The following is a 17,942-nucleotide window of genomic DNA, read 5'->3' as shown; positions in this document are numbered from 1 at the left end:
GTGCTGGGCTGACCTTGCAGCCGAAACCTCCGGGAGGTCAAGGGCCAGGACGGACGGGACCGGGGCCGGGACCGAGGTGGGGATGAAGGCGGCGGGAGTCAGGCCGCGGGGGCGGGGGCGAGCGGGTCGAGGAAGTCCTTCTCGGCCGTGTCGAGGGCGAGGCGTACGGCACCGGTGACCACGGCCTGCTCGCGCAGGGGCGAGGCTTCGACGCGGGGCACGCGCGGGACGAGCTCGGTCAGCCGCCGTCGCAGCGGCGGCAGCAGCACGTCTCCCGCCGCCGCTACGGCGCCGGTGATCACCACCAGTTCGGGGGCGAGCAGCATGGTCAGCGTGGCGATCGCACGGGCGGCCGCCTCCAGCCCCTCCTCCAGGGCCCCGGCGGCACCCGCGTCGCCCCGGCGGACGGCCTCGAAGACATCGCTCGCGCTCACCCGGCGCGGGTCTCCGTCGGTCAGTGCGCGAAGCTCGGCGCCCGGTGCGCCGGGAAGCGGTGGTGTGTCACCAGCCGCCACCTCGGCGAGCAGCGACGCCCCCCGCCGACGGACCGCACTCGCGATGCCGTCGTCACGGGAGTAGTCGCCCATCAGGGACAGGAAACCGAGGTCCCGGGCGCTGTTCGCCTGGCCGCGCACGAGGGTGCCGCCGGCGCACATGCCCACCCCCAGCCTCTCCCCCGCCAGCAGACAGACGACGTCCTGGGAGGCGCCCGCGCGGCCCCGCCAGCGCTCGCCGATGAGTGCCAGGTTGCAGTCGTTCTCCACACACACCCGCGCGGCGAAGTCCCGGGCCAGCGCGGCGCGCAGATCGACCCCGAGGAACCCCGGGATACCGGTGCGCTGCTGTACGACACCGTCGGCGTCGACGGGACCGCTGGTGCCGACACAGACCGCCAGGACCTGCTCGCCGCGCAGCCCGGCCGTCCGCACCACCTCGACGGCGAGCTTCCGCACCCGCGCGATGCGCTGCTCCGGGCCGACCGAGGGGTCGCCGAAGGCGATCCGCGCCTCGGCGACGAAGACGCCACGCAGATCGGCCACGGCGACGCGGACGCTGTGCGCGCCGATGTCGACGCCCAGGACATGCCCGGCGTTCGCCACGAAGGAGAAGACCCGCGACGGCCGACCGCGTCCGGAGAGCCGCCCGTCGACCCGATCGGTGGTCTCCCGGACCCAGCCGAGCTCGACGAGGTGGTGTGCGGCGGCGTGCACGGTGGGCCGCGACATGCCGGTGGCGTCCACCAGGTCCCCGGAGGACATCTCCGCCCGCCCCGGGGGGCGTTCCCGCAGCTTCGCCAGGATGCGGGCGGCGTTGACCCTCCGGGCCAGGGCGGATGTGGCGATGTCCCCCGGCATCTGCTGCGGCGCTCCTCTCCTGCCGCGCGCCGAGGACCTTGACGGGGCTGAGGACCCTGACGAGCACGGGATCTTGACCTCGGCGCGCGCGGCCTGGAAGTCTAGCGCACGCCTTAAATAAAATGCTTTCATAAAAACGAGACAGCAGCGAGACAGCGGCGAGACGGCAGCCCAGCCGGGGGTGCGCGACCCGTACGGCGCATCCGGTGAACCCGCCCGCTTCAGGACGGCCGACCGCACCAGAGCGGTCGGCCACCCCGCCACCGACAGGAGGGCCACGCACCCATGACCCCCAGCGCTTCCCCCTCCGGCCCCGCCACGTCCACGCGGCGTCCGAACGTCCTCGTCTTCTTCACCGATCAACAGCGCTGGGACACCACCGGACTGCACGGGAACCCCCTCGGGCTCACCCCGGTCCTCGACCGCCTCGCCGCGGAGGGCGTGAGCGTGGACCGCTCCTTCACCTGTCAGCCCGTGTGCGCGCCCTCCCGGGCCAGCCTCCAGACCGGGCAGTACCCGACCACCACCGGCGTGTTCCGCAACGGTCTTCCCCTCCCCCGGGACACCCCGTCGCTGGCCCGCTCCTTCCGGGAGGCGGGCTACGCCACCGGCTACATCGGCAAGTGGCATCTGGCGGGCGACCACACCTCCGGGCCGGTACCGGAGGAGGACCGGGCCGGATACGACCACTGGCTCGCCGCCAACCTGCTGGAATTCACCTCGGACGCCTACGAGACCACGCTGTACGACGGCAGCGGCGCCCCGCACCGGTTCGAGGGCTACCGGGCCGACGCGCTCGGCACCGCCGCGATCGACTTCATCGACCGCGACCGGGACGGGGACCGGCCGTTCTTCCTCTTCCTGTCCTTCCTGGAGCCCCACCACCAGAACTCCCGCGACGACTACCCCGCCCCGACGGGCTATCGCGACCGCTACGCCACTCCCTGGGTGCCATCCGACCTCGCCACCCTCGGTGGCGGCAACTGGGCGGAGCACCTGCCCGGTTACTACGGAATGGTGCGCCGCCTGGACGAGGTGCTCGGGCGTGTCGTCGCGGCGCTGGAGCGGCGTGGGGAGCTGGACGAGACCGTCATCCTCTTCACCTCCGACCACGGCTGCCACTTCAAGACCCGCAACGACGAGTACAAGCGCAGTGTGCACGACGCCTCCCTCCGCGTGCCCACCGTGCTGCGCGGGCCGGGGCTGTGGGGCGGTGTGCGGCTGCCGGAGCTGGTCAGTCATGTCGACTTGCCGCCCACGCTGTTGCGGGCGGCCGGCGTACCCGTGCCGGAGGAGATGCAGGGCCGCTCCCTGCTGCCGCTGCTCCCCGGCGGGGACGGCGGGCACGGCGGAGACGGCGAGGAAGCCGAGTGGCCACGGGAAGTGCTCTTCCAGATCAGCGAATCGGAGGTCGGGCGAGGGCTGCGGACGGACCGCTGGAAGTACGCCGCGACCGCGCCGGACGCCGACGCCTGGAACGACCCCCGCGCCGAGCGGTATCAGGACGCCTACCTCTACGACCTGCGCTCCGACCCCGACGAGTTGATGAACCTGGTGGCCGACCCGGCCCATGGACACGTCCTGGAGGAGCTGAGGCAGCGGCTGGTGCGGCGGATCGTGGACTCCGGTGAGCCACGCCCCACGGTCACCGCACACAAGCCCACCCCGAAGGACGGGTCCGAGGACACCGCCTAGGCCCGGCAGTCCTCTCACAAGAATCCCACAAAGAGATCTTTTACGTTCTTATCGGCGGAGACGTCACAGCGATGCCCAGCGGCGACGGCATGGCCGCTTCGTCCGCGCCCCGGAAGCCATCGTCATGACCAGAGGATTTCCCATGCACAATCCCGCCATGCTCCCCGCCATCGATTTCACGCACCACGATTTCGAATCCGAAGCCCTTGTCGTGCGCACCGACCATTCGGACGACAAAGCATGGCGGGCCGTCGTCGGCCTGCTCAACCAGCCCGATCAAAACGGCTTCGAGGTGCGCACCTACCTGGTCGACAACCATGCGTTCGCCGGGGCGGGTCCGGATGACGTGCTCTCCGCTGCCGCCGCCGAATCAGGGCTCGAAGTCGTGTTCCTGGCCGATACCGCCACCATGACGGGCGAGCACACCCTGCTCGCGGTGTCGACCAGGAGCCAGGAGCTGGAGGACGGCGACATAGAACTGTCCCGCGCATTCCGTCTGTTGCCCCCGGACGTCAATCTGATGCATGTGAACCTGGCCATCGGACATATGGACTTCTGGGAATTCGCGTATCACGCGTCACTCGCCGAGGACGGAATTCTCCGCCTGTGATCGCACTCAGGAGGCTCCTGCCCGCCGATCGGGTCATCACCGGGGGTCCCGGGTACGCGGCGGGCACCGCACTGTGGAACGGCGCGGTCTCCTCCAGGCCCGCGATTCTGCTGCGCTGCACATCGACGGCCGAGGTAAGGGCAGGAGTCCGGACGGCTCGTGAGTTCGGTCTGCCGCTGTCGGTACGGAGCGGAGGCCACGACTGGGCGGGACGGGCCCTCAGCGACGATGGGCTGACGCTGGACCTGACCCCGATGCGCTCGGTGCACATCGACGCGGGGGCCCGTCGGGCGACCGTCGCCGGAGGGGCCAGGGCACACCATGTGCTCGCCGCCGCCGACCGGTACGGACTGGTCGCCGCCACCGGGACCATCGGCACCGTGGGCATGGCCGGGCTGACCCTGGGCGGTGGATACGGCCCGCTGGGCGGCCGATTCGGCCTCGCCGCCGACAACTTGACGGGTGCCGAGGTGGTGCTGGCCGACGGATCCGTCGTCTGGACCGACGCCGAGCGCGAGCCGGACCTGTTCTGGGCGCTGCGCGGCGGAGGCGGCAACTTCGGCGTGGTGACGTCCATGGAGATCCGTCTGCACGCCGTGCCCACCGTGGTCACGGGAATGGTGTTGTATTCGCTGCGACAGGCTCCGAAGGTCTTCGCCCGGCTGGAGGACGTCCTGTCGGACTGCCCGGACGCGCTGACGGTTCAGACCGGGGTCATCGACGGCCCCCAGGGGAAGCCCATGGCCATGCTGTGGCCGACCTGGTCCGGCGAGCCAGCCGTCGGCACGGATCCGGCCGGTCCGGTGCGGCGGCTGACGCGCCTGGGCACCGCCCCGGTGGCGGAGTTCGAGACGGGGCGGCCGCCCGTGTCCCGTGGTCGGAGACGGCCTTCGCCTTGCGCAAGCCACATCTGATGGCCGAGGTCATCGCCGTGTGGACGCGGGAGAAGGACAGCGGTCGGCACGCGGCCTGGGCCGATGCCGCCTCGGCGGCGCTGGAGCCGCACGCCTTCGCCGGCGGTTACGCCAACTTGCTGGGGCCCGAGGCCACTGACCAGATTCCGTACGTATACGGCGGCAACACCACCCGGCTGCTCGCGATCAAGGAATCCGTCGACCCGGACGGCGTGTTCCAGGGCATTCCCCTGCCCAAGGCGGCACCCCGCGCGCTGAGCCCACACGCGACATAGGACCGCGGCCGTACGTCATATCCATCCAACGTATTGACATATCAATTGGGTGAGATCACTCTCTTCGCATGGCCGAACGTGACCTCCCGCTGTACGAGCAGATCCGCCGGGAGCTGGAGGGCAACATCCGGGACGGCCGGTGGCAGCCCGGGACCCGGGTGCCCACCGAGGCCGAGCTCGGAGAACGGTTCGGTGTCTCGCGCATCACCGTGCAGCGCGCGCTGCGCGAGCTCGCGGACGCCGGGCTGGTCGTCCGGTACCGCAGGCACGGCACGTTCGTCGCACAGACCACCGATGAGGAGAATCTGCTCCGCGCCGCGGGCGTCCTGACCAGCGGGCCCGAGGCCCACGGCGACCACCGAGTGATCAGCGCCAAGGTCCTGCCCGCGGGCGGCGCTGCCCTGCGACTGCCCGGCCTGGACGACAACGACGCCGTCGTACAGCTCGATCGCCACAAGCTCAGCCCCGACGGCAGCCGCGTGACCGGCACGGAGCTCGCCGTGCTGCCCTTCCGATTCGCCCCCGACCTGCTCGACCAGGATCTGGTCACCATCACGAGCCATATGTACCTCCGCGACCGTGGTGTGCCGCTTCAGCGCTCACGGCTCTACGTGGAGCCGTACGCCCTGGACGAGGAGCACGCCGAGCTCTTCGGCCTGAAGCCGGGTACCGCGGTCTTCCGCTGGCTGCGCACTACCTGGGCGGACCGCGACGAGGTGGTCGAACACCTCGAGATGATCCTGCCGACCGACACATCCCGCTTCTACGTGGAGACCTCTCTCCAAGGCCGCTGACCCTCATCGCAGGAGGTAGCCATGCCATTCCCCCGATCAGCCCTGCCCACCCTGTGTGCCGTGACCAGTGCCCTCACACTCACCGTCGCCGTCACCGGCTGCGGCGCTCCCAGCCCCGCCGCCGGTGGCGGCAAGGGAGGCGCCCTGGTGGTCGCCGGCTACGGCGGCTCGTTCGAGACCGCGTTCCGCGACTCGGTCCTGCCCGCGTTCGAGAAGAGCTGCGGCTGCAAGGTCACCTACATCCCCGGCTCCTCCACCGACACCGTCGCCAAGCTCAAGGCGCAGCGCGCCAATCCGCAGATCGACGTGGCGCTGGTGGACGACGGTCCGCAGGCGCAGGCGCAGGAGGCCGGGCTGCTCGCGTCGATCGACACCAGGGTGGTGCCGGTGGACGACGTGGTGAAGATCGCCCGGATGGAGAACGACTCGGGGGTGGGGTTCGGGCTGACGGCCACGGGCATCGCCTACAACCCCGAGTGGTTCGAGGATCATGGCATCCCCAAGCCCACCACCTGGGAGGATCTGGCCAATCCCAAGCTGAGGGACAAGGTGGTACTCCCCTCGATCGTCAACACCTATGGGGTGGGGCTGCTGGTCGGCGCGTCCAAGGCGAACGGCGGCTCGGAGAAGAACGTCGACCCCGGTCTCACGGCGGTCAAGAAGATCGCCAAGAACGCGGCGACGTTCGACACCACCGCCGATGTGTCCAACTACTTCCTCCAGGGCCAGGCCGCCGCCTCGGTGTGGGGGGTGTCCCGCACCTCGACGCTGGCGGAGAAGGACTTCCCGATCGAGTTCGTCTATCCCAAGGACGGTGCGATCGGCCTGGTGACCACGGCGAACGTGGTCAAGAAGGCACCGCATGAGGAGCTTGCCCAGAAGTTCGTGGCGCATCTGCTGGAGCCGTCCGTCCAGCGGGCGCTCGCCAAGGCCACCTACGACGGCTCGGTGATCCAGGGCGTCAAGGAGGACCCCGCCCTGAAGAACAAGGTGGTCGGCACCGACAAGGTGGACTCCCTGCTGAAGCTCGACTGGAAGACCATCAACAAGAACCGCTCCGCCTGGACCGACAAGTGGAACAAGCAGGTGGAGAGCAAGTGACCGCCGGGACGGACACCGTGGGCGAGGAGAGCGCGCCGACCGGGACGGACACCGCCACCCGGGCGGAAAGCAGCCGCGGGCGACTGGTCCTCAAGGGGATTCACAAGGCGCTCGGCGGCAAGGAGGTCGTCCGTGGCATCGACCTGACGATGGAGCCCGGGGAGTTCCTCACCCTGCTCGGTCCCTCGGGATGCGGCAAGAGCACCACACTGAACATGGTGGCGGGCCATCTGCTGCCCGACTCCGGTGTGGTGGAGGTGGACGGCCGCGACATCACCCGGCTCCCGGCGAACCGGCGGGCCATGGGCATGGTGTTCCAGTCCTACGCCCTCTTCCCCCATATGACGGTGGCGGAGAACATCGCGTTCGGCCTGCGGATGCGCAAGGTCGGCGCGGCCCGGCGCAGGCACAGGGCGGCCGAGGCCCTGGAACTGGTGGGGCTCGACGGCATGGGCGAGCGCTATCCGCGCCAGCTCTCCGGCGGGCAGCGCCAGCGCACGGCCCTGGCCAGGGCGCTGATCGTGGAGCCCGATCTGCTGCTGCTCGACGAGCCGTTCTCCAACCTCGACGCCCAGCTCAGGGTCCGTCTGCGCGAGGAGGTCGCCGCCCTCCAGCGCCGGGTGGGCACCACCACGATCCTGGTCACCCACGACCAGGACGAGGCGCTCGCGGTGTCGGACCGGATCGCGGTGATGGCCGATGGGGCGATCCATCAGCTGGACGTCCCCGAGACCGTGTATCTGCGTCCGGCCACGGACTTCGTGGCGCAGTTCGTCGGCGAGGTCAATGTGCTCGACGGGATCGCGGCGGGGGCGGCCGCCGATGGGCATCGCTGCCGGATCGCCGACCACCTCGTCACGGCGACACCGGTGGGCACCGCGCCGGGCGACGGCGAGGCGGTACGGCTCTATGTGCGGCCGGAGGCCGTACGGGTGCTGGCCCTACCCGAAGCCACGCCCCGGAAGGACGGCTCGGCGAGCACATCGGGCCGTACGGCGGCGGAGCCGGGGCTTCCCGGCACCGTCGAGGCCACCCGTTTCCTCGGCACCCGTGTCCGCTGCGTCGTGGCCACGGCCGCGGGACGCGTCGAGGCCACGCTGCCGTTCGGCTCCGAGGTGCCCGGGCTGGGCGAGGAGGTGATCTGCGCATGGCAGCCACAGCACGCGTCGCTGACGGACCGGCCCTGACGCCCGACGGCTCGGCGCCGACGCCGGGGGCCTCCCGGCCGGTCAAGAAGCGCGGCCCGTGGCGCACCGGTCTGCTGCTGGCCTCCCCCGCCATCGCGGTGCTCGCCCTGCTCTTCATCGCACCGCTGTTCATGCTGGTGTACAACAGCTTCCGCACCCAGGCGGGCGCTCCCACCCTGCACAACTACACGCGGTTCCTCGGGGACTCCTTCTACCGGGATGTGCTGTGGCACACCTTGTGGATCGGCGCGCTGACCACCCTCGGTTGTCTCGTGGTGGGCTACCCGTTCGCCGTCTATCTGCGCGGCCGCTCCCCCAGGGCGCGCAACTACCTCTCCCTCGTGCTGCTGTCGCCACTGCTCATCTCCATGGTGACCAGGGCGTACGGATGGCTGGTGCTGCTCGGGCCGAAGGGGCCGATCGCGGACGGGTTCCACGCCCTGGGCCTGGACGCGCCGAAGATGCTGTACAACGACACCGCGGTCGTGATCGGCATGGTGCATGTGATGCTCGCCTACATGGTGCTTCCGCTGATGGGCAGCCTGGACCGGATCGACCCGGCCCTCACACCCGCGGCCAAGGGCCTGGGGGCGAGCGGCTGGACGTGCTTCTGGCGGATCACCGTGCCGCTGTCCCTGCCGGGAATGCTCGCCGGTTCGCTGATCGTGTTCAGCCTGACCGTCTCCAGCTTCGTCACCCCGGCGATTCTGGGCGGGCCCACGGTGAAGCTGATGCCGTACTTCGTCTACACCGAGGCGACGTCCAATCTGAACTGGCCGTACGCGGCGGCCATCGGCTTCGTCCTGATCGTGGTGACGACGATTCTGACGGCCGTGTACGCCCGGCTGCTGCGCGGGCGTGGCGGCAAGGAGGTGTTCGCGTGACCAGGGCACCGGAAACTGAAACGGCATCGGCGACGGCGACGGCGACGAGCAAGGCCGCGGGCAAGCCGATCGCCACGGGCGCGGGCGGACGGGCGAGGCGCCTGCTCGGCGCCGTGTTCGCCGCGCTCGTCGGCCTGTTCCTGCTGGCGCCCGTACTGGTGACCATCGCCTCCTCGCTCACCACGACCAGCTATGTCACCTTCCCGCCCGAGGGGCTGACCCTGCACTGGTACGCGGAGCTGCTGAACCGCCCCGAGTTCCTGGACTCGTTCCTGCTGAGCATCGGCGTGGCCGCGGGAGCGGCCGTGGTGTCCACGGCGCTCGGGCTCGCCGCCGGGCTGGCCATCCACCGCTATCCGTTTCCGGGGAAGTCGGTGCTGGACCGGCTGTTCTCGAGCGCGTTCGCCGTGCCGACGATCGTGCTCGGCATCGGACTGCTCCAGTGGTACGCCCAGCTCGGCATGGCGTCCAGCCCGCTCACCCTGCTGCTGGCGCATCTGGTGCTGACGGTCCCGTACACCGTGCGCCTGGTGCTGGTCGGGCTCGCCGGGCTCGACCGGTCGGCGGAGCTGGCTGCCGCCGGGCTGGGTGCGAAGGCGCCGCGGGTGTTCTGGCATGTGACGCTGCCCGCCGTGCGCGGACCGCTGATCGCGGGGGCGTTCTTCGCCCTGATCACGTCCTTCGACGACCTGACGATCGCGCTGTTCGTGGTGACCACGGACATGCAGACCCTGCCGGTGCGGATCTTCAACTACCTCCAGTACAACTACGACCCGACCGTGACCGCCGTCGGCACCGTGATGGTGCTCTTCGCCGCGGTGGCCGTCGTCATCATCGAGCGCGTCGTCGGCGTCGCGCATCTGTTCGGGGCCGACCCCGAGAACTGACCTTCGTACCAAGGAGGATTCCCGTGCGAGTTGTGGTCATCGGAGCCGGAGTGGTGGGCGCGGCGGTGGCGGCGGAGCTTGCCGCGCGTGGCGCCCGGGTCACCGTGCTGGAGGCCGATCACCCCGGAGCGGGCACCACGGCGAACTCGTTCGCCTGGATCAACAGCGCGAACAAGGAGCCGGAGCCGTACTTCGCGCTCAACCACGCCGGTATCCGCGCACACTACGAGTTGGCCGGGGACGGCGCGCCGTGGTTCTTCCCCGCCGGAAACCTGGAGTGGGCGGTGACGGACCGGCACAAGGAGGTGCTGGCCGGGCGGGTGGCGCGGCTGAAGGCCAGGGGCTACCCGGCCGAGTGGATCACCGCGGAGCGGGCCCGGGAGCTGGAGCCGGACCTCGCGCCGGCACCGTCCCACGCCGTGTTCGCCTTCTTCCCCGAGGAGGCGTACACCCTGCCCGTGCTGCTGCTGTCCCGGCTGCTGGGCGCGGCCAGGGACCGTGGCGCGACGGTGGTCGCGGGCGCCAGGGTGACCGCGGTCGAACACGGCCCGGCGGGCGCCACCGTGATCTGCGCCGACGGCGGCCGCCACCCGGCGGACACGGTGGTGAGCTGCGCGGGCCGGTGGACACAGGAAGTGGCCCGGCTGGCCGGCGCCCATGTCCCCATGGCGGACCCGGATCTCGCGGGCTCGGCCACGGTCGGCTTCCTCGCCACCACCGCACCGGCGGCCGCGCGGCTGTCCCGCGTGCTGACCGGTCCGCGGCTCAACGTACGCCCGGACGGCGGCGGTCGGCTGCTGCTCCAGGCCCTGGACCTGGACGCGTCCGCCGACCCCGCCACGCCGTACCCGCCTGATGGCGAGATCGCCTCCGCGATGCTGGCCCGTCTGCCCGAGGTGCTGAACGGCGCCGAGGGCACCGTCGTGGAGAAGGTACGGGTCGGTCAGCGCGCCATGCCGGGTGACGGCTTCACGGTGGCGGGCTTCCCCGCCACCGACGTGCCGTTCTATGTGGTGGCGACCCACAGCGGCATCACCCTGGCCCCACTGCTCGGCCGCCTGGCCGCGGACGAGCTCCATGGCCACGAATCCCCCCTGCTGAAGGACTTCCGGCCCAGCCGCTTCACCTCGGGCGAGGTGCTGCCCCCACCACCTCCGGCCCGCCGTCCGGGCGAGCAGTGAGCGTCCGGACCGCTCCGCGGTCCCTCAGGGGCCGTCGGCACAGTCGAGTGCCGTGAGGTCGATGGCGTCGGCCAGCGCCTGCATCCCCTTGTCGTTGGGGTGCAGATGGTCGCCGTTGTCGAAGAACGGGAGGATGCGTTCGGGGTCGTAGGGGCTGCGCAGGGCGCGGTCGAAGTCGGTCACCGCGTCGAACTCGCCGCCGCTTCGGACGAAGGCGTTGACCTCCTGGCGCACCCCCTCCGCCGCCGTGTCCCATTCGCTCCAGCCCTTGAACGGCCCCACGGTGGCGCCGACCACGCACATGCCGGCCGCGTGCGCCCGCTCGATGATCCGGCGGTATCCGGCGATCATGTCCGCGGCGGTGACACCGGTGTGCGCCTTGATGTCGTTCACCCCCTCGAAGAGGAACACGGTCCGCACGCCCGGGAGGGACAGGACATCACGGTCGAGCCGGTTCAGTGCGCTCTGCCCGGCGCCGTCGGCGAGTACCTTGTTGCCGGAGATCCCCTCGTTCGCCACTCCCCTGACGTCTGCGGCGGCCTGCCGCAACCGGCGTGCGAGATAGTCGGGCCAGCGGCGGTCGAGGTCGGTGGTGGACTGCCAGCCGTCGGTGATGGAGTCGCCGAGCGCCACCACGGCCCCGGTGGTGGCGGGCGTGCGGACGGTGGCGGCGTCGAGGTAGAACCAGGAGCCGGTGGTGTCCGTCCAGTGTGCGGCGCTCTCCTCCGCCGTGTGGTCGCCCTGGGTCGTGTACGACGTCTGCATGGCCATCCCGTGGCCCGTCGCCGGACCGGCCGCGTCGGGGGTGTGGAGGCTGACGACCAGGTTGGTGGCGGCGGGCAGGCGGCCGGGCAGGGCGTCGCTGAGCACCACCTCGCCCGCCGGGATGGTGACGGTGTGCCCGCCGCCGAAGGTCAGGGGCCGGTTGCTGCCCGGCTTCAGCTCGGCGCCCGACTTCTGGGCGCCGACGTAAGAGCTGTCGAGGGTCAGCGGCCGGTCGCCGAAGGCGTTGGAGAGGCGAATGCGCAGATCGCTTCCGCCGACGCTGGTGTGCACGACCATCCGGTAGCCACGGTCGGGTGCCCCCTCTCCCACCCGGTCCGCGCTCGCCGCCCAGGTGACGACGTCGTGTCGGCCGCCCGCCGCCGCGGCTGGTGTGGCGTGCAGCGCGGCGGCGGCGAGCAGTACGACACCCAGGCCACCGACGGCGGTACGGCGAGCCGTCATCGGGCGAACCCCTTCAGCGTGACCGACCCGCCGGGCTCCAGGCGGACCGTGCGTGAGGTGGAGCCATGGGCCACCGTCGTGGTGCGGCCGCCGACGCTGCGGATCGTGACCGACGTCGGTATCCCCTGCTCCCAACGCAGGCCGACGACGAAGCCGCCCCGCGCGGCCAGTCCCGTGACCGAGCCGGCCGCGGCCCAGGCGTCGGGCAGGGCGGGGAGCAGTTCCAGGTGGCCTGGGCGGGAGTACAGCAGCATCTCGCTCATCGCCGCCGGGGTGCCGAAGTTGGCGTCGATCTGGAAGATGCCACGCCCCTTCTCCACCTCGTAGATGTCGAAGAGGTTGAACGCGGTGCCGTTGCTGCCGTCGGTGGAGGGACGGAGGTTGTTGACCACGAGCTGGTACGCCGTGTCGGCGTCCTTCAGCCGCGCCCAGCACGCGGCCCGCCAGGCGTTCGCCCAGCCGAAGCTGTTCATGCCGCGCGCGGTGAGCAGGGCGGTGGCCCCGGCCACGATCTCCTGGGGGGTGGAGCCGTCGGCGCGGATGCGGTCGCCCGGGAACAGACCGATCAGCGGGGACAGATGGCGGTGGGTGGTCTCCCCGAGGTTGTCGGGGGACATCCACTCCTGGAGCCAGCCGGTCTTCGGGCTCACCTCCGGCAGGTACAGCTTCTTCCGCAGTGAGGCGATCGTGTCCGCGTAGGCGGTGTCCTTCTTCAGCTCGGCGGCCGCGGCGGCGAAGTTGCCGAACAGCGCCCACACCAGCTCCTGGGCGTAGGTGATGCCCTTGGCATCCTGCGGGCCGTGTTCGGGCGACCAGTCCCTGTCGTCGATCAGCACCTCCCTGGAGGTGCCGGGGAGGGTGGTGGTGAGCAGCCGCGCCTCCCAGAACTCACAGGCGCCCTTGAGCAGCGGGTAGATCTTCGCCAGATACGCCCGGGACTGGGTGTACTCGTAGTGCTCGTACAGGCTGTTGCTCAGCCAGGCGTTGCTCGCGGGATGCCACCACCAGCCGCTTCCGCCGTGGATGTTGGTGGAGAAGGCCACGGTCCAGCCGGCGACCTTCCCCGTGGAGTTGCGGTAGCGGTTGCGCGGGTCGTTGAAGAGGTCGTGGGTGAGCCTGGCCCAGGACGGGAGCTGGGCGAGGCAGTAGTCGGCGAAGGCGTCGAAGCACGGGGACAGCCCCGCGCGGTCGGCCATCCAGTAGTTCATCTGGATGTTGATGTCGGTGTGGTAGTCGCCCATCCAGTCCGGGTCGTTGCCGTCCAGCCACAGGCCCTGGAGGTTCAGCGGAAGGCCGTCGCGCGAGCCGGAGATCATCAGATACCGGCTGAACTGGAGGTAGGCCGCCTCGAGTTCGGGGTCGGGCACACCGTCCCGGGCGCGTGCGGTGAGGCGCTTCCAGGTGTCCAGGGAGCGCTGGGCGTCCGTTGAGGTGCCGAGCGAGAGGGTGAACCGCTCGTACAGGCGGCGGTAGTCGGCGATATGGGTGCGCCGCAGCGTGTCCGCCGGGTGCCGGGCGGCGGCGAGCACCTTCGTACGGGCCAGCCGCTCGGGGTCGAGGGTGGGGTCGCGGTAGCCGCGGTCGGCGTCGGGCGCGTAGTTGGTGCCGCCGCTGACCACCACCGTGAGGTCCTCGCAGCCGGAGAAGTCGACGCGGGTGCCGTTGACCCGGACCCGGCCGCCGCTGCCGTACGCCGTGACCGCCGCGCCGTATCGCAGGCCGTTGGGGAAGGACGCGCCGAACGACTCGGCGCTCACGGGCTTCTCGCCGTGGGTGCCCTCCAGGGTGACGCTGCCGGTGTAGCGGCCGCCACCGCTCTGGGTGAAGTGCAGGACGATCGCGTCGTCGGGGTGGCTGGCGAAGATCTGGCGCCGGTAGGTGACACCGGCGTGGACATAGGAGCTGGTGACCAGTCCCTGCGCGAGGTCGAGGGTGCGGCGGTAGCCGTTGACGCCGGACAGGTCGTGGCCGGGGATGTCCACGGTGAGCCGGGCCAGCAGGGTGAAGGAGCCGAAGTCATCGCGCCCGTAGGGGAATTGGCCGTCGGCGTCGAGGGTGTCATTGAGGCCGCCGGTCCACATCGTGGCATCGGTGATCAGCAGCAGCTCGCGGCCGGGGTCGTTGCTCGCGAGGGCGCCGAGGCGGCCGTTGCCGACCGGCAGGCCCTGCTCGATCAGCGAGCCCTCGTCGCCCGGGGCCCGCCACCACAGCTCGTCGTGTGGGGTACCGGCGAGCGGCGGGGTGTCGGCCGGGCGCCGGGGTGCGGCGGAGGCGGTGAAGGCGGGCAGGGCGCCGAGGGTCAGGGTGAGTCCGGCCGTCGCCGCGAGGGACAGCGCGGTTCGTCTGCTGGGGTCACTGCCGGAGTCTCTGTCGAGTTCTCCGTCGACGTCTCCGTTGGGGTCTCTGCCGGGGTCGGTCGGGCGGGGGTTCATGGCGGCTCCAGGCGTCTGAGAACGGCGGATCGGCAAGGGGCCCGGCCGAGGGGCCGGGCCCCTTGGTGTTCAGGAGGACTTCGGTACGTCGATCCGGTCGATGTCCGGTGCGTAGCCGGAACCGCTGTCGAACGTGATGGTGTTGGAGCCGGCCTTGAGCGTCACCGGAACATAGACACTATTGACGGTGGACCAGTCGCCTGTCGAGGGGAACTTGTGGCGGGTGGCGCCGCCGCCGTTGGCCGAGACATCGGCGGAACGGGCGTCACCGCTGACGTAGGCCACCTTGATCTGGTAGGTGCCGGACTTGTCCACGACGACGTTGTTGATGGTCAGCTTGGACCCGGTGTAGAGGTTGCCGACCTTGTGGCCGTCGGAGCAGGCCGCGCAGTCGGCCACGGAGGCGTTGCCGCCGAGGGTGTTCGCGGAGGACTCGGCCTCGATACCGGTCCATGTGAGCGCGTCACCGCGCGGGGTGACCTTGAAGAGGCGGGAGCCGTGGGCGGGCAGGGCCTGGGTGATCCCGTTCCGGTGAGTGCCGAGGTTCTCGTGGTTCCACAGATCCCGGACCGAGGCCCTGCCGGTGAAGCCGAGTGTCGACCAGTCGGCGGTCACCGAGGCGGGCCGGTCGGCGAGGTTGAACAGGGCGACCGTATAGCTGCCGTCGTAGTTCTCCGCGGCCCACACCTGCTGGGGGTCGGACGGGGTGACCGGCCGCGCGGGCGGCGCGTCGCCCTGGTTGACGGCGATGACCTCGCGGTTGGTCAGCAGGGACAGCCCGTAGGAGTCCAGCTTGGTCACATCGTCACCGGTGTAGAGCGGCGACTTGGCGATCGCCCACAACGTGGCGTAGCTCTGCCGCTCGGCCTTGGTCAGGCCGTCCATCTCGCCGTTGCCCACATCGAGGGAGTCCAGGTCGTTCCAGCCGCCGGGGCCGGCGTGGCGGGTCCAGGCCGGGGTGTCGTCCCAGCGGTCGTCGACGGAGTTCTCCCAGCTGACGAGCGTGTTGCAGTAGCACTCGACGTCGGTGTCGACGCGCCAGCCGTTGGAGTGCCGCTTCCAGTCGTCGGCGTGCCCGATGTCCAGCGACCAGGACAGCTCCAGATGGATCGGACGGCCGGTGGCGGAGATCGCCTTCTGCCAGGCGGCCACGTCGGCGACGTTGTCGTAGTTGTCGCCGCTCTTGAAGGAGCCGGGGCCCACACCGTCGAGCTTGAGGAAGTCATAGCCCCAGTCGGCGAACATCCGCACCTGGGAGTCGATGTACTTCTGCGCGCAGGGATCGGAGAAGTCGATCTTGTACGCACTGTCCCAGCCGTTGGTGGTGCGCAGGTCGTCGTAGACGATGTCGGCGGTGGTGCAGCCCTCGGCGTTCCAGATGGGCACCTTGCCCTCGCCGTACGCCTCCTTCTCCAGGCCGACGGGCAGATAGATACCGGCCTTGAGGCCCTTGGAGTGGATGTGGTCGGCGACCGACTTCATGCCGCTCGGGAAGCGCACGGGGTCGGCCTTCTGGCGGCCGTACTCGTCGAACTCGGGCGTCCACGCGTAGTTCCGCCACCAGCCGGCGTCGATGTTGACGTACTCGTAGCCGTACTTCTTGAGCTTGGTGGCGAGGGCGTCGGTCTGCTTGAGGACGTTCGCCTCGGTGAGGTAGCTGTAGTCGCCGTGCGGGTTGAGGCCCGGGTACTTCGACGACTGCATGCTCCAACTCGACCAGCCCATATAGGGCTTGGCCGCGGCGGTGACCGTGGTGGCGTCGCCGTTGCCGGGCTCTGCCCGCGCGGCCGGGGCGGCCGTGGCGAGGCCCGCGGCGAGGGCCAGGACGACAAGGGATCTCAGACCGCGTACGGGCATGACGGGGTACGAGGGTGACCGCATGGGTCTACCTCCTGGGGTGTGGTCCGGGGGACGGGGTGGCGGCGAGATGCGGTGCGGTTCGGGGTACGGCGGCGGAGGTCGCCGTTGTCTCGACCGACGGTGAGGGGGGCTGCGGCTCTCCTCCTCGTACGCGCTAGTTCGCGTCTGATCCGATGAAGGACTGGATGGCGGTGGCCGCGGCTCCACGGGCCCACTCGTCGAAGGGCAGTGGCCGGGTCTGTACGTCGCACCGCGCCGCGGAGCCGAAGGCCGCCGTGGCGAAGGCGTCACGGATGCGGTCGGCGAACAGGTCGTAGGCGGCCAGGCCCTCGCCGGAGATGATCACGCGTTCGGGGCCGAGGAGATTGGCCACGGTGGCGATACCGCGGCCGATGGCATCGCCCGCCCGTGCGTAGACCTCCCGAGCACCGGCGACCCCTTGGTGGGCCAGTCCGGCGGCCTCGATCGCGTCGGCCACCTGGACCCCCGTGGCCACGCGGATCTGGCGGACGATGGCGTCGTCGCTCGCGATGGCCTCCACACAGCCGCGGTTGCCGCAGTGGCAGCGGGGGCCCGCCGGGTCGACGGTGACGTGTCCGATCTCGCCGGCCACGCCGTGGGCCCCGGCCACCACCCTGCCGTGGACCACGAGACCACAGCCGATGCCCGCGCCGACCGTCACGACGGCGAAACCGGACAGTCCCACGCCCGCCCCGAACCACTGCTCGGCCACGGTCAGCGCGCGCACGTCGTTGTCGACGGTCACCGGAAGACCCGTGGTCATGGCGGCGAGTTCGGCGAGTGGCACATCGCGCCACTCCAGGAAGGGCGAGTAGCGCACCACGCCCTCGGCGCGGTCCACATCGCCGGAGACGGCCATGCCCAGGCCCGCGACGCGCACACCGAGGCCGTCCGCCTCGATGAGCAGCTCCCGGACGAGTTCCGCGGCCGTCCCCAGCACCGCCCTGGGGTCGCGGGTGGGCAGGGGGATGTGCCGGGCGACGAGGATCCGGCAGCACAGGTCGGTGAGCACACCGATGATCGTGTCCCCGGTGACCTTGACCCCGATGAACAGCGCGCGGCCACCATCCACCCGGACCAGGTTCGCGGGCCGCCCGAGGGCCGGGCGCGCGTCCTCGTCCACGTCCTCCACCAGGTAGCCGGTCTCGATCAGGGGACGGACCGCCTTGGTGACGGCCGCGGCCGACAGCCCCGTCCGCCGCGCCACTTCCAGGCGGGTGAGGGGGCCCTGCGACAGGACCGTGGTGAAGATCTGTGAGGCGGCCGACGTGTGCGCCGGGAACGACTCGACAGCGGAGGGCGAGGACATGGCCGGGAACCTAGGCTCCTTATTTTCCGCTGTCAATGAAAGAAGCAAGATTCTCCTGAGGATTGCCTGTGAGCCCCGATGCCGCTTCCAAGGCCGGGCTCATGCCAGGGTGTTGACATGCGATCGAAGGTCTCGTTGGCTTACGGGGCCGCCCTTCCTCTCCCACTCGCCGAGCGCCCCGCATCCCTGCGCGGCCCCTGCCGCTCCCCC

At 70.7% G+C, this 17,942-nt stretch carries 15 protein-coding genes; 10 read left to right on the top strand and 5 right to left on the bottom strand.

Translation table 11 applies throughout. The annotated features are described in order from the left end of the window. Nucleotides 1-98: 98 nt before the first annotated feature. Nucleotides 99-1,355 (bottom strand): ROK family transcriptional regulator, encoded by a 1,257-nt coding sequence (locus ABD329_RS00530; protein WP_344315766.1) that lies wholly within the window; start codon nt 1,353-1,355, stop codon nt 99-101. Nucleotides 1,356-1,640: 285 nt separating this feature from the next. Here ABD329_RS00530 and ABD329_RS00525 point away from each other — a divergent pair, with 285 nt between their 5' ends. From ABD329_RS00525 to ABD329_RS00480, 10 genes are all read left to right on the top strand, one after another. Further along, nucleotides 1,641-3,050: a sulfatase family protein gene (locus tag ABD329_RS00525; RefSeq protein WP_344315765.1), complete on the top strand. Its 1,410-nt coding sequence runs from the start codon at nt 1,641-1,643 to the stop codon at nt 3,048-3,050. A 142-nt stretch (nt 3,051-3,192) separates the two neighbouring features. After that, nucleotides 3,193-3,660 (top strand): DUF6924 domain-containing protein, encoded by a 468-nt coding sequence (locus ABD329_RS00520; RefSeq protein WP_198276400.1) that lies wholly within the window; start codon nt 3,193-3,195, stop codon nt 3,658-3,660. Next, nucleotides 3,657-4,574, top strand: a complete 918-nt coding sequence (locus ABD329_RS00515; protein WP_309142674.1) for an FAD-binding oxidoreductase — start codon at nt 3,657-3,659, stop codon at nt 4,572-4,574. Before ABD329_RS00520 ends, ABD329_RS00515 begins: the two co-directional genes overlap by 4 nt. Further along, nucleotides 4,574-4,849, top strand: coding sequence for a BBE domain-containing protein (locus tag ABD329_RS00510; protein WP_344315764.1), 276 nt, complete (start codon nt 4,574-4,576; stop codon nt 4,847-4,849). The genes ABD329_RS00515 and ABD329_RS00510 overlap by 1 nt, the downstream gene beginning before the upstream one ends. Before the next feature lie 68 nt (nt 4,850-4,917). Beyond that, the gene (locus ABD329_RS00505; RefSeq protein WP_198276399.1) at nt 4,918-5,643 is read left to right on the top strand and encodes a GntR family transcriptional regulator; all 726 of its coding nucleotides are present in this window, start codon (nt 4,918-4,920) and stop codon (nt 5,641-5,643) included. 60 nt (nt 5,644-5,703) lie between these two features. Continuing rightward, the gene (locus ABD329_RS00500; RefSeq protein WP_198276398.1) at nt 5,704-6,744 is read left to right on the top strand and encodes an ABC transporter substrate-binding protein; all 1,041 of its coding nucleotides are present in this window, start codon (nt 5,704-5,706) and stop codon (nt 6,742-6,744) included. After that, nucleotides 6,741-7,931 carry an ABC transporter ATP-binding protein gene (locus ABD329_RS00495; RefSeq protein WP_198276397.1) on the top strand — a complete coding sequence of 397 codons (1,191 nt, stop codon included), beginning with the start codon at nt 6,741-6,743 and terminating at the stop codon, nt 7,929-7,931. Before ABD329_RS00500 ends, ABD329_RS00495 begins: the two co-directional genes overlap by 4 nt. Then, the gene (locus tag ABD329_RS00490; RefSeq protein WP_198276396.1) at nt 7,892-8,815 is read left to right on the top strand and encodes an ABC transporter permease; all 924 of its coding nucleotides are present in this window, start codon (nt 7,892-7,894) and stop codon (nt 8,813-8,815) included. The genes ABD329_RS00495 and ABD329_RS00490 overlap by 40 nt, the downstream gene beginning before the upstream one ends. Next, nucleotides 8,812-9,702 (top strand): ABC transporter permease, encoded by an 891-nt coding sequence (locus ABD329_RS00485; protein WP_198276395.1) that lies wholly within the window; start codon nt 8,812-8,814, stop codon nt 9,700-9,702. Before ABD329_RS00490 ends, ABD329_RS00485 begins: the two co-directional genes overlap by 4 nt. Before the next feature lie 23 nt (nt 9,703-9,725). Continuing rightward, nucleotides 9,726-10,883 (top strand): NAD(P)/FAD-dependent oxidoreductase, encoded by a 1,158-nt coding sequence (locus tag ABD329_RS00480; protein WP_198276394.1) that lies wholly within the window; start codon nt 9,726-9,728, stop codon nt 10,881-10,883. A 24-nt stretch (nt 10,884-10,907) separates the two neighbouring features. Here ABD329_RS00480 and ABD329_RS00475 read toward each other — a convergent pair whose 3' ends face one another. From ABD329_RS00475 to ABD329_RS00460, 4 genes are all read right to left on the bottom strand, one after another. Next, the gene (locus ABD329_RS00475; protein WP_198276393.1) at nt 10,908-12,110 is read right to left on the bottom strand and encodes an SGNH/GDSL hydrolase family protein; all 1,203 of its coding nucleotides are present in this window, start codon (nt 12,108-12,110) and stop codon (nt 10,908-10,910) included. Continuing rightward, nucleotides 12,107-14,542 (bottom strand): glycosyl hydrolase family 95 catalytic domain-containing protein, encoded by a 2,436-nt coding sequence (locus ABD329_RS00470; RefSeq protein ID WP_246618344.1) that lies wholly within the window; start codon nt 14,540-14,542, stop codon nt 12,107-12,109. Before ABD329_RS00470 ends, ABD329_RS00475 begins: the two co-directional genes overlap by 4 nt. A gap of 69 nt (nt 14,543-14,611) precedes the next feature. After that, nucleotides 14,612-16,423 carry an alpha-galactosidase D gene (locus ABD329_RS00465; RefSeq protein WP_198276392.1) on the bottom strand — a complete coding sequence of 604 codons (1,812 nt, stop codon included), beginning with the start codon at nt 16,421-16,423 and terminating at the stop codon, nt 14,612-14,614. A 133-nt stretch (nt 16,424-16,556) separates the two neighbouring features. Further along, nucleotides 16,557-17,732, bottom strand: a complete 1,176-nt coding sequence (locus ABD329_RS00460) for an ROK family transcriptional regulator (RefSeq protein WP_198276391.1) — start codon at nt 17,730-17,732, stop codon at nt 16,557-16,559. Between the last annotated feature and the right edge of the window lie 210 nt (nt 17,733-17,942).

The sequence above is a fragment of the Streptomyces javensis genome, from assembly GCF_039525925.1.
Taxonomy (GTDB): domain Bacteria; phylum Actinomycetota; class Actinomycetes; order Streptomycetales; family Streptomycetaceae; genus Streptomyces; species Streptomyces asiaticus.
The sequence above is the reverse complement of the archived record's forward strand: the minus strand, read 5'-3'. Positions and strand labels throughout refer to the sequence as shown.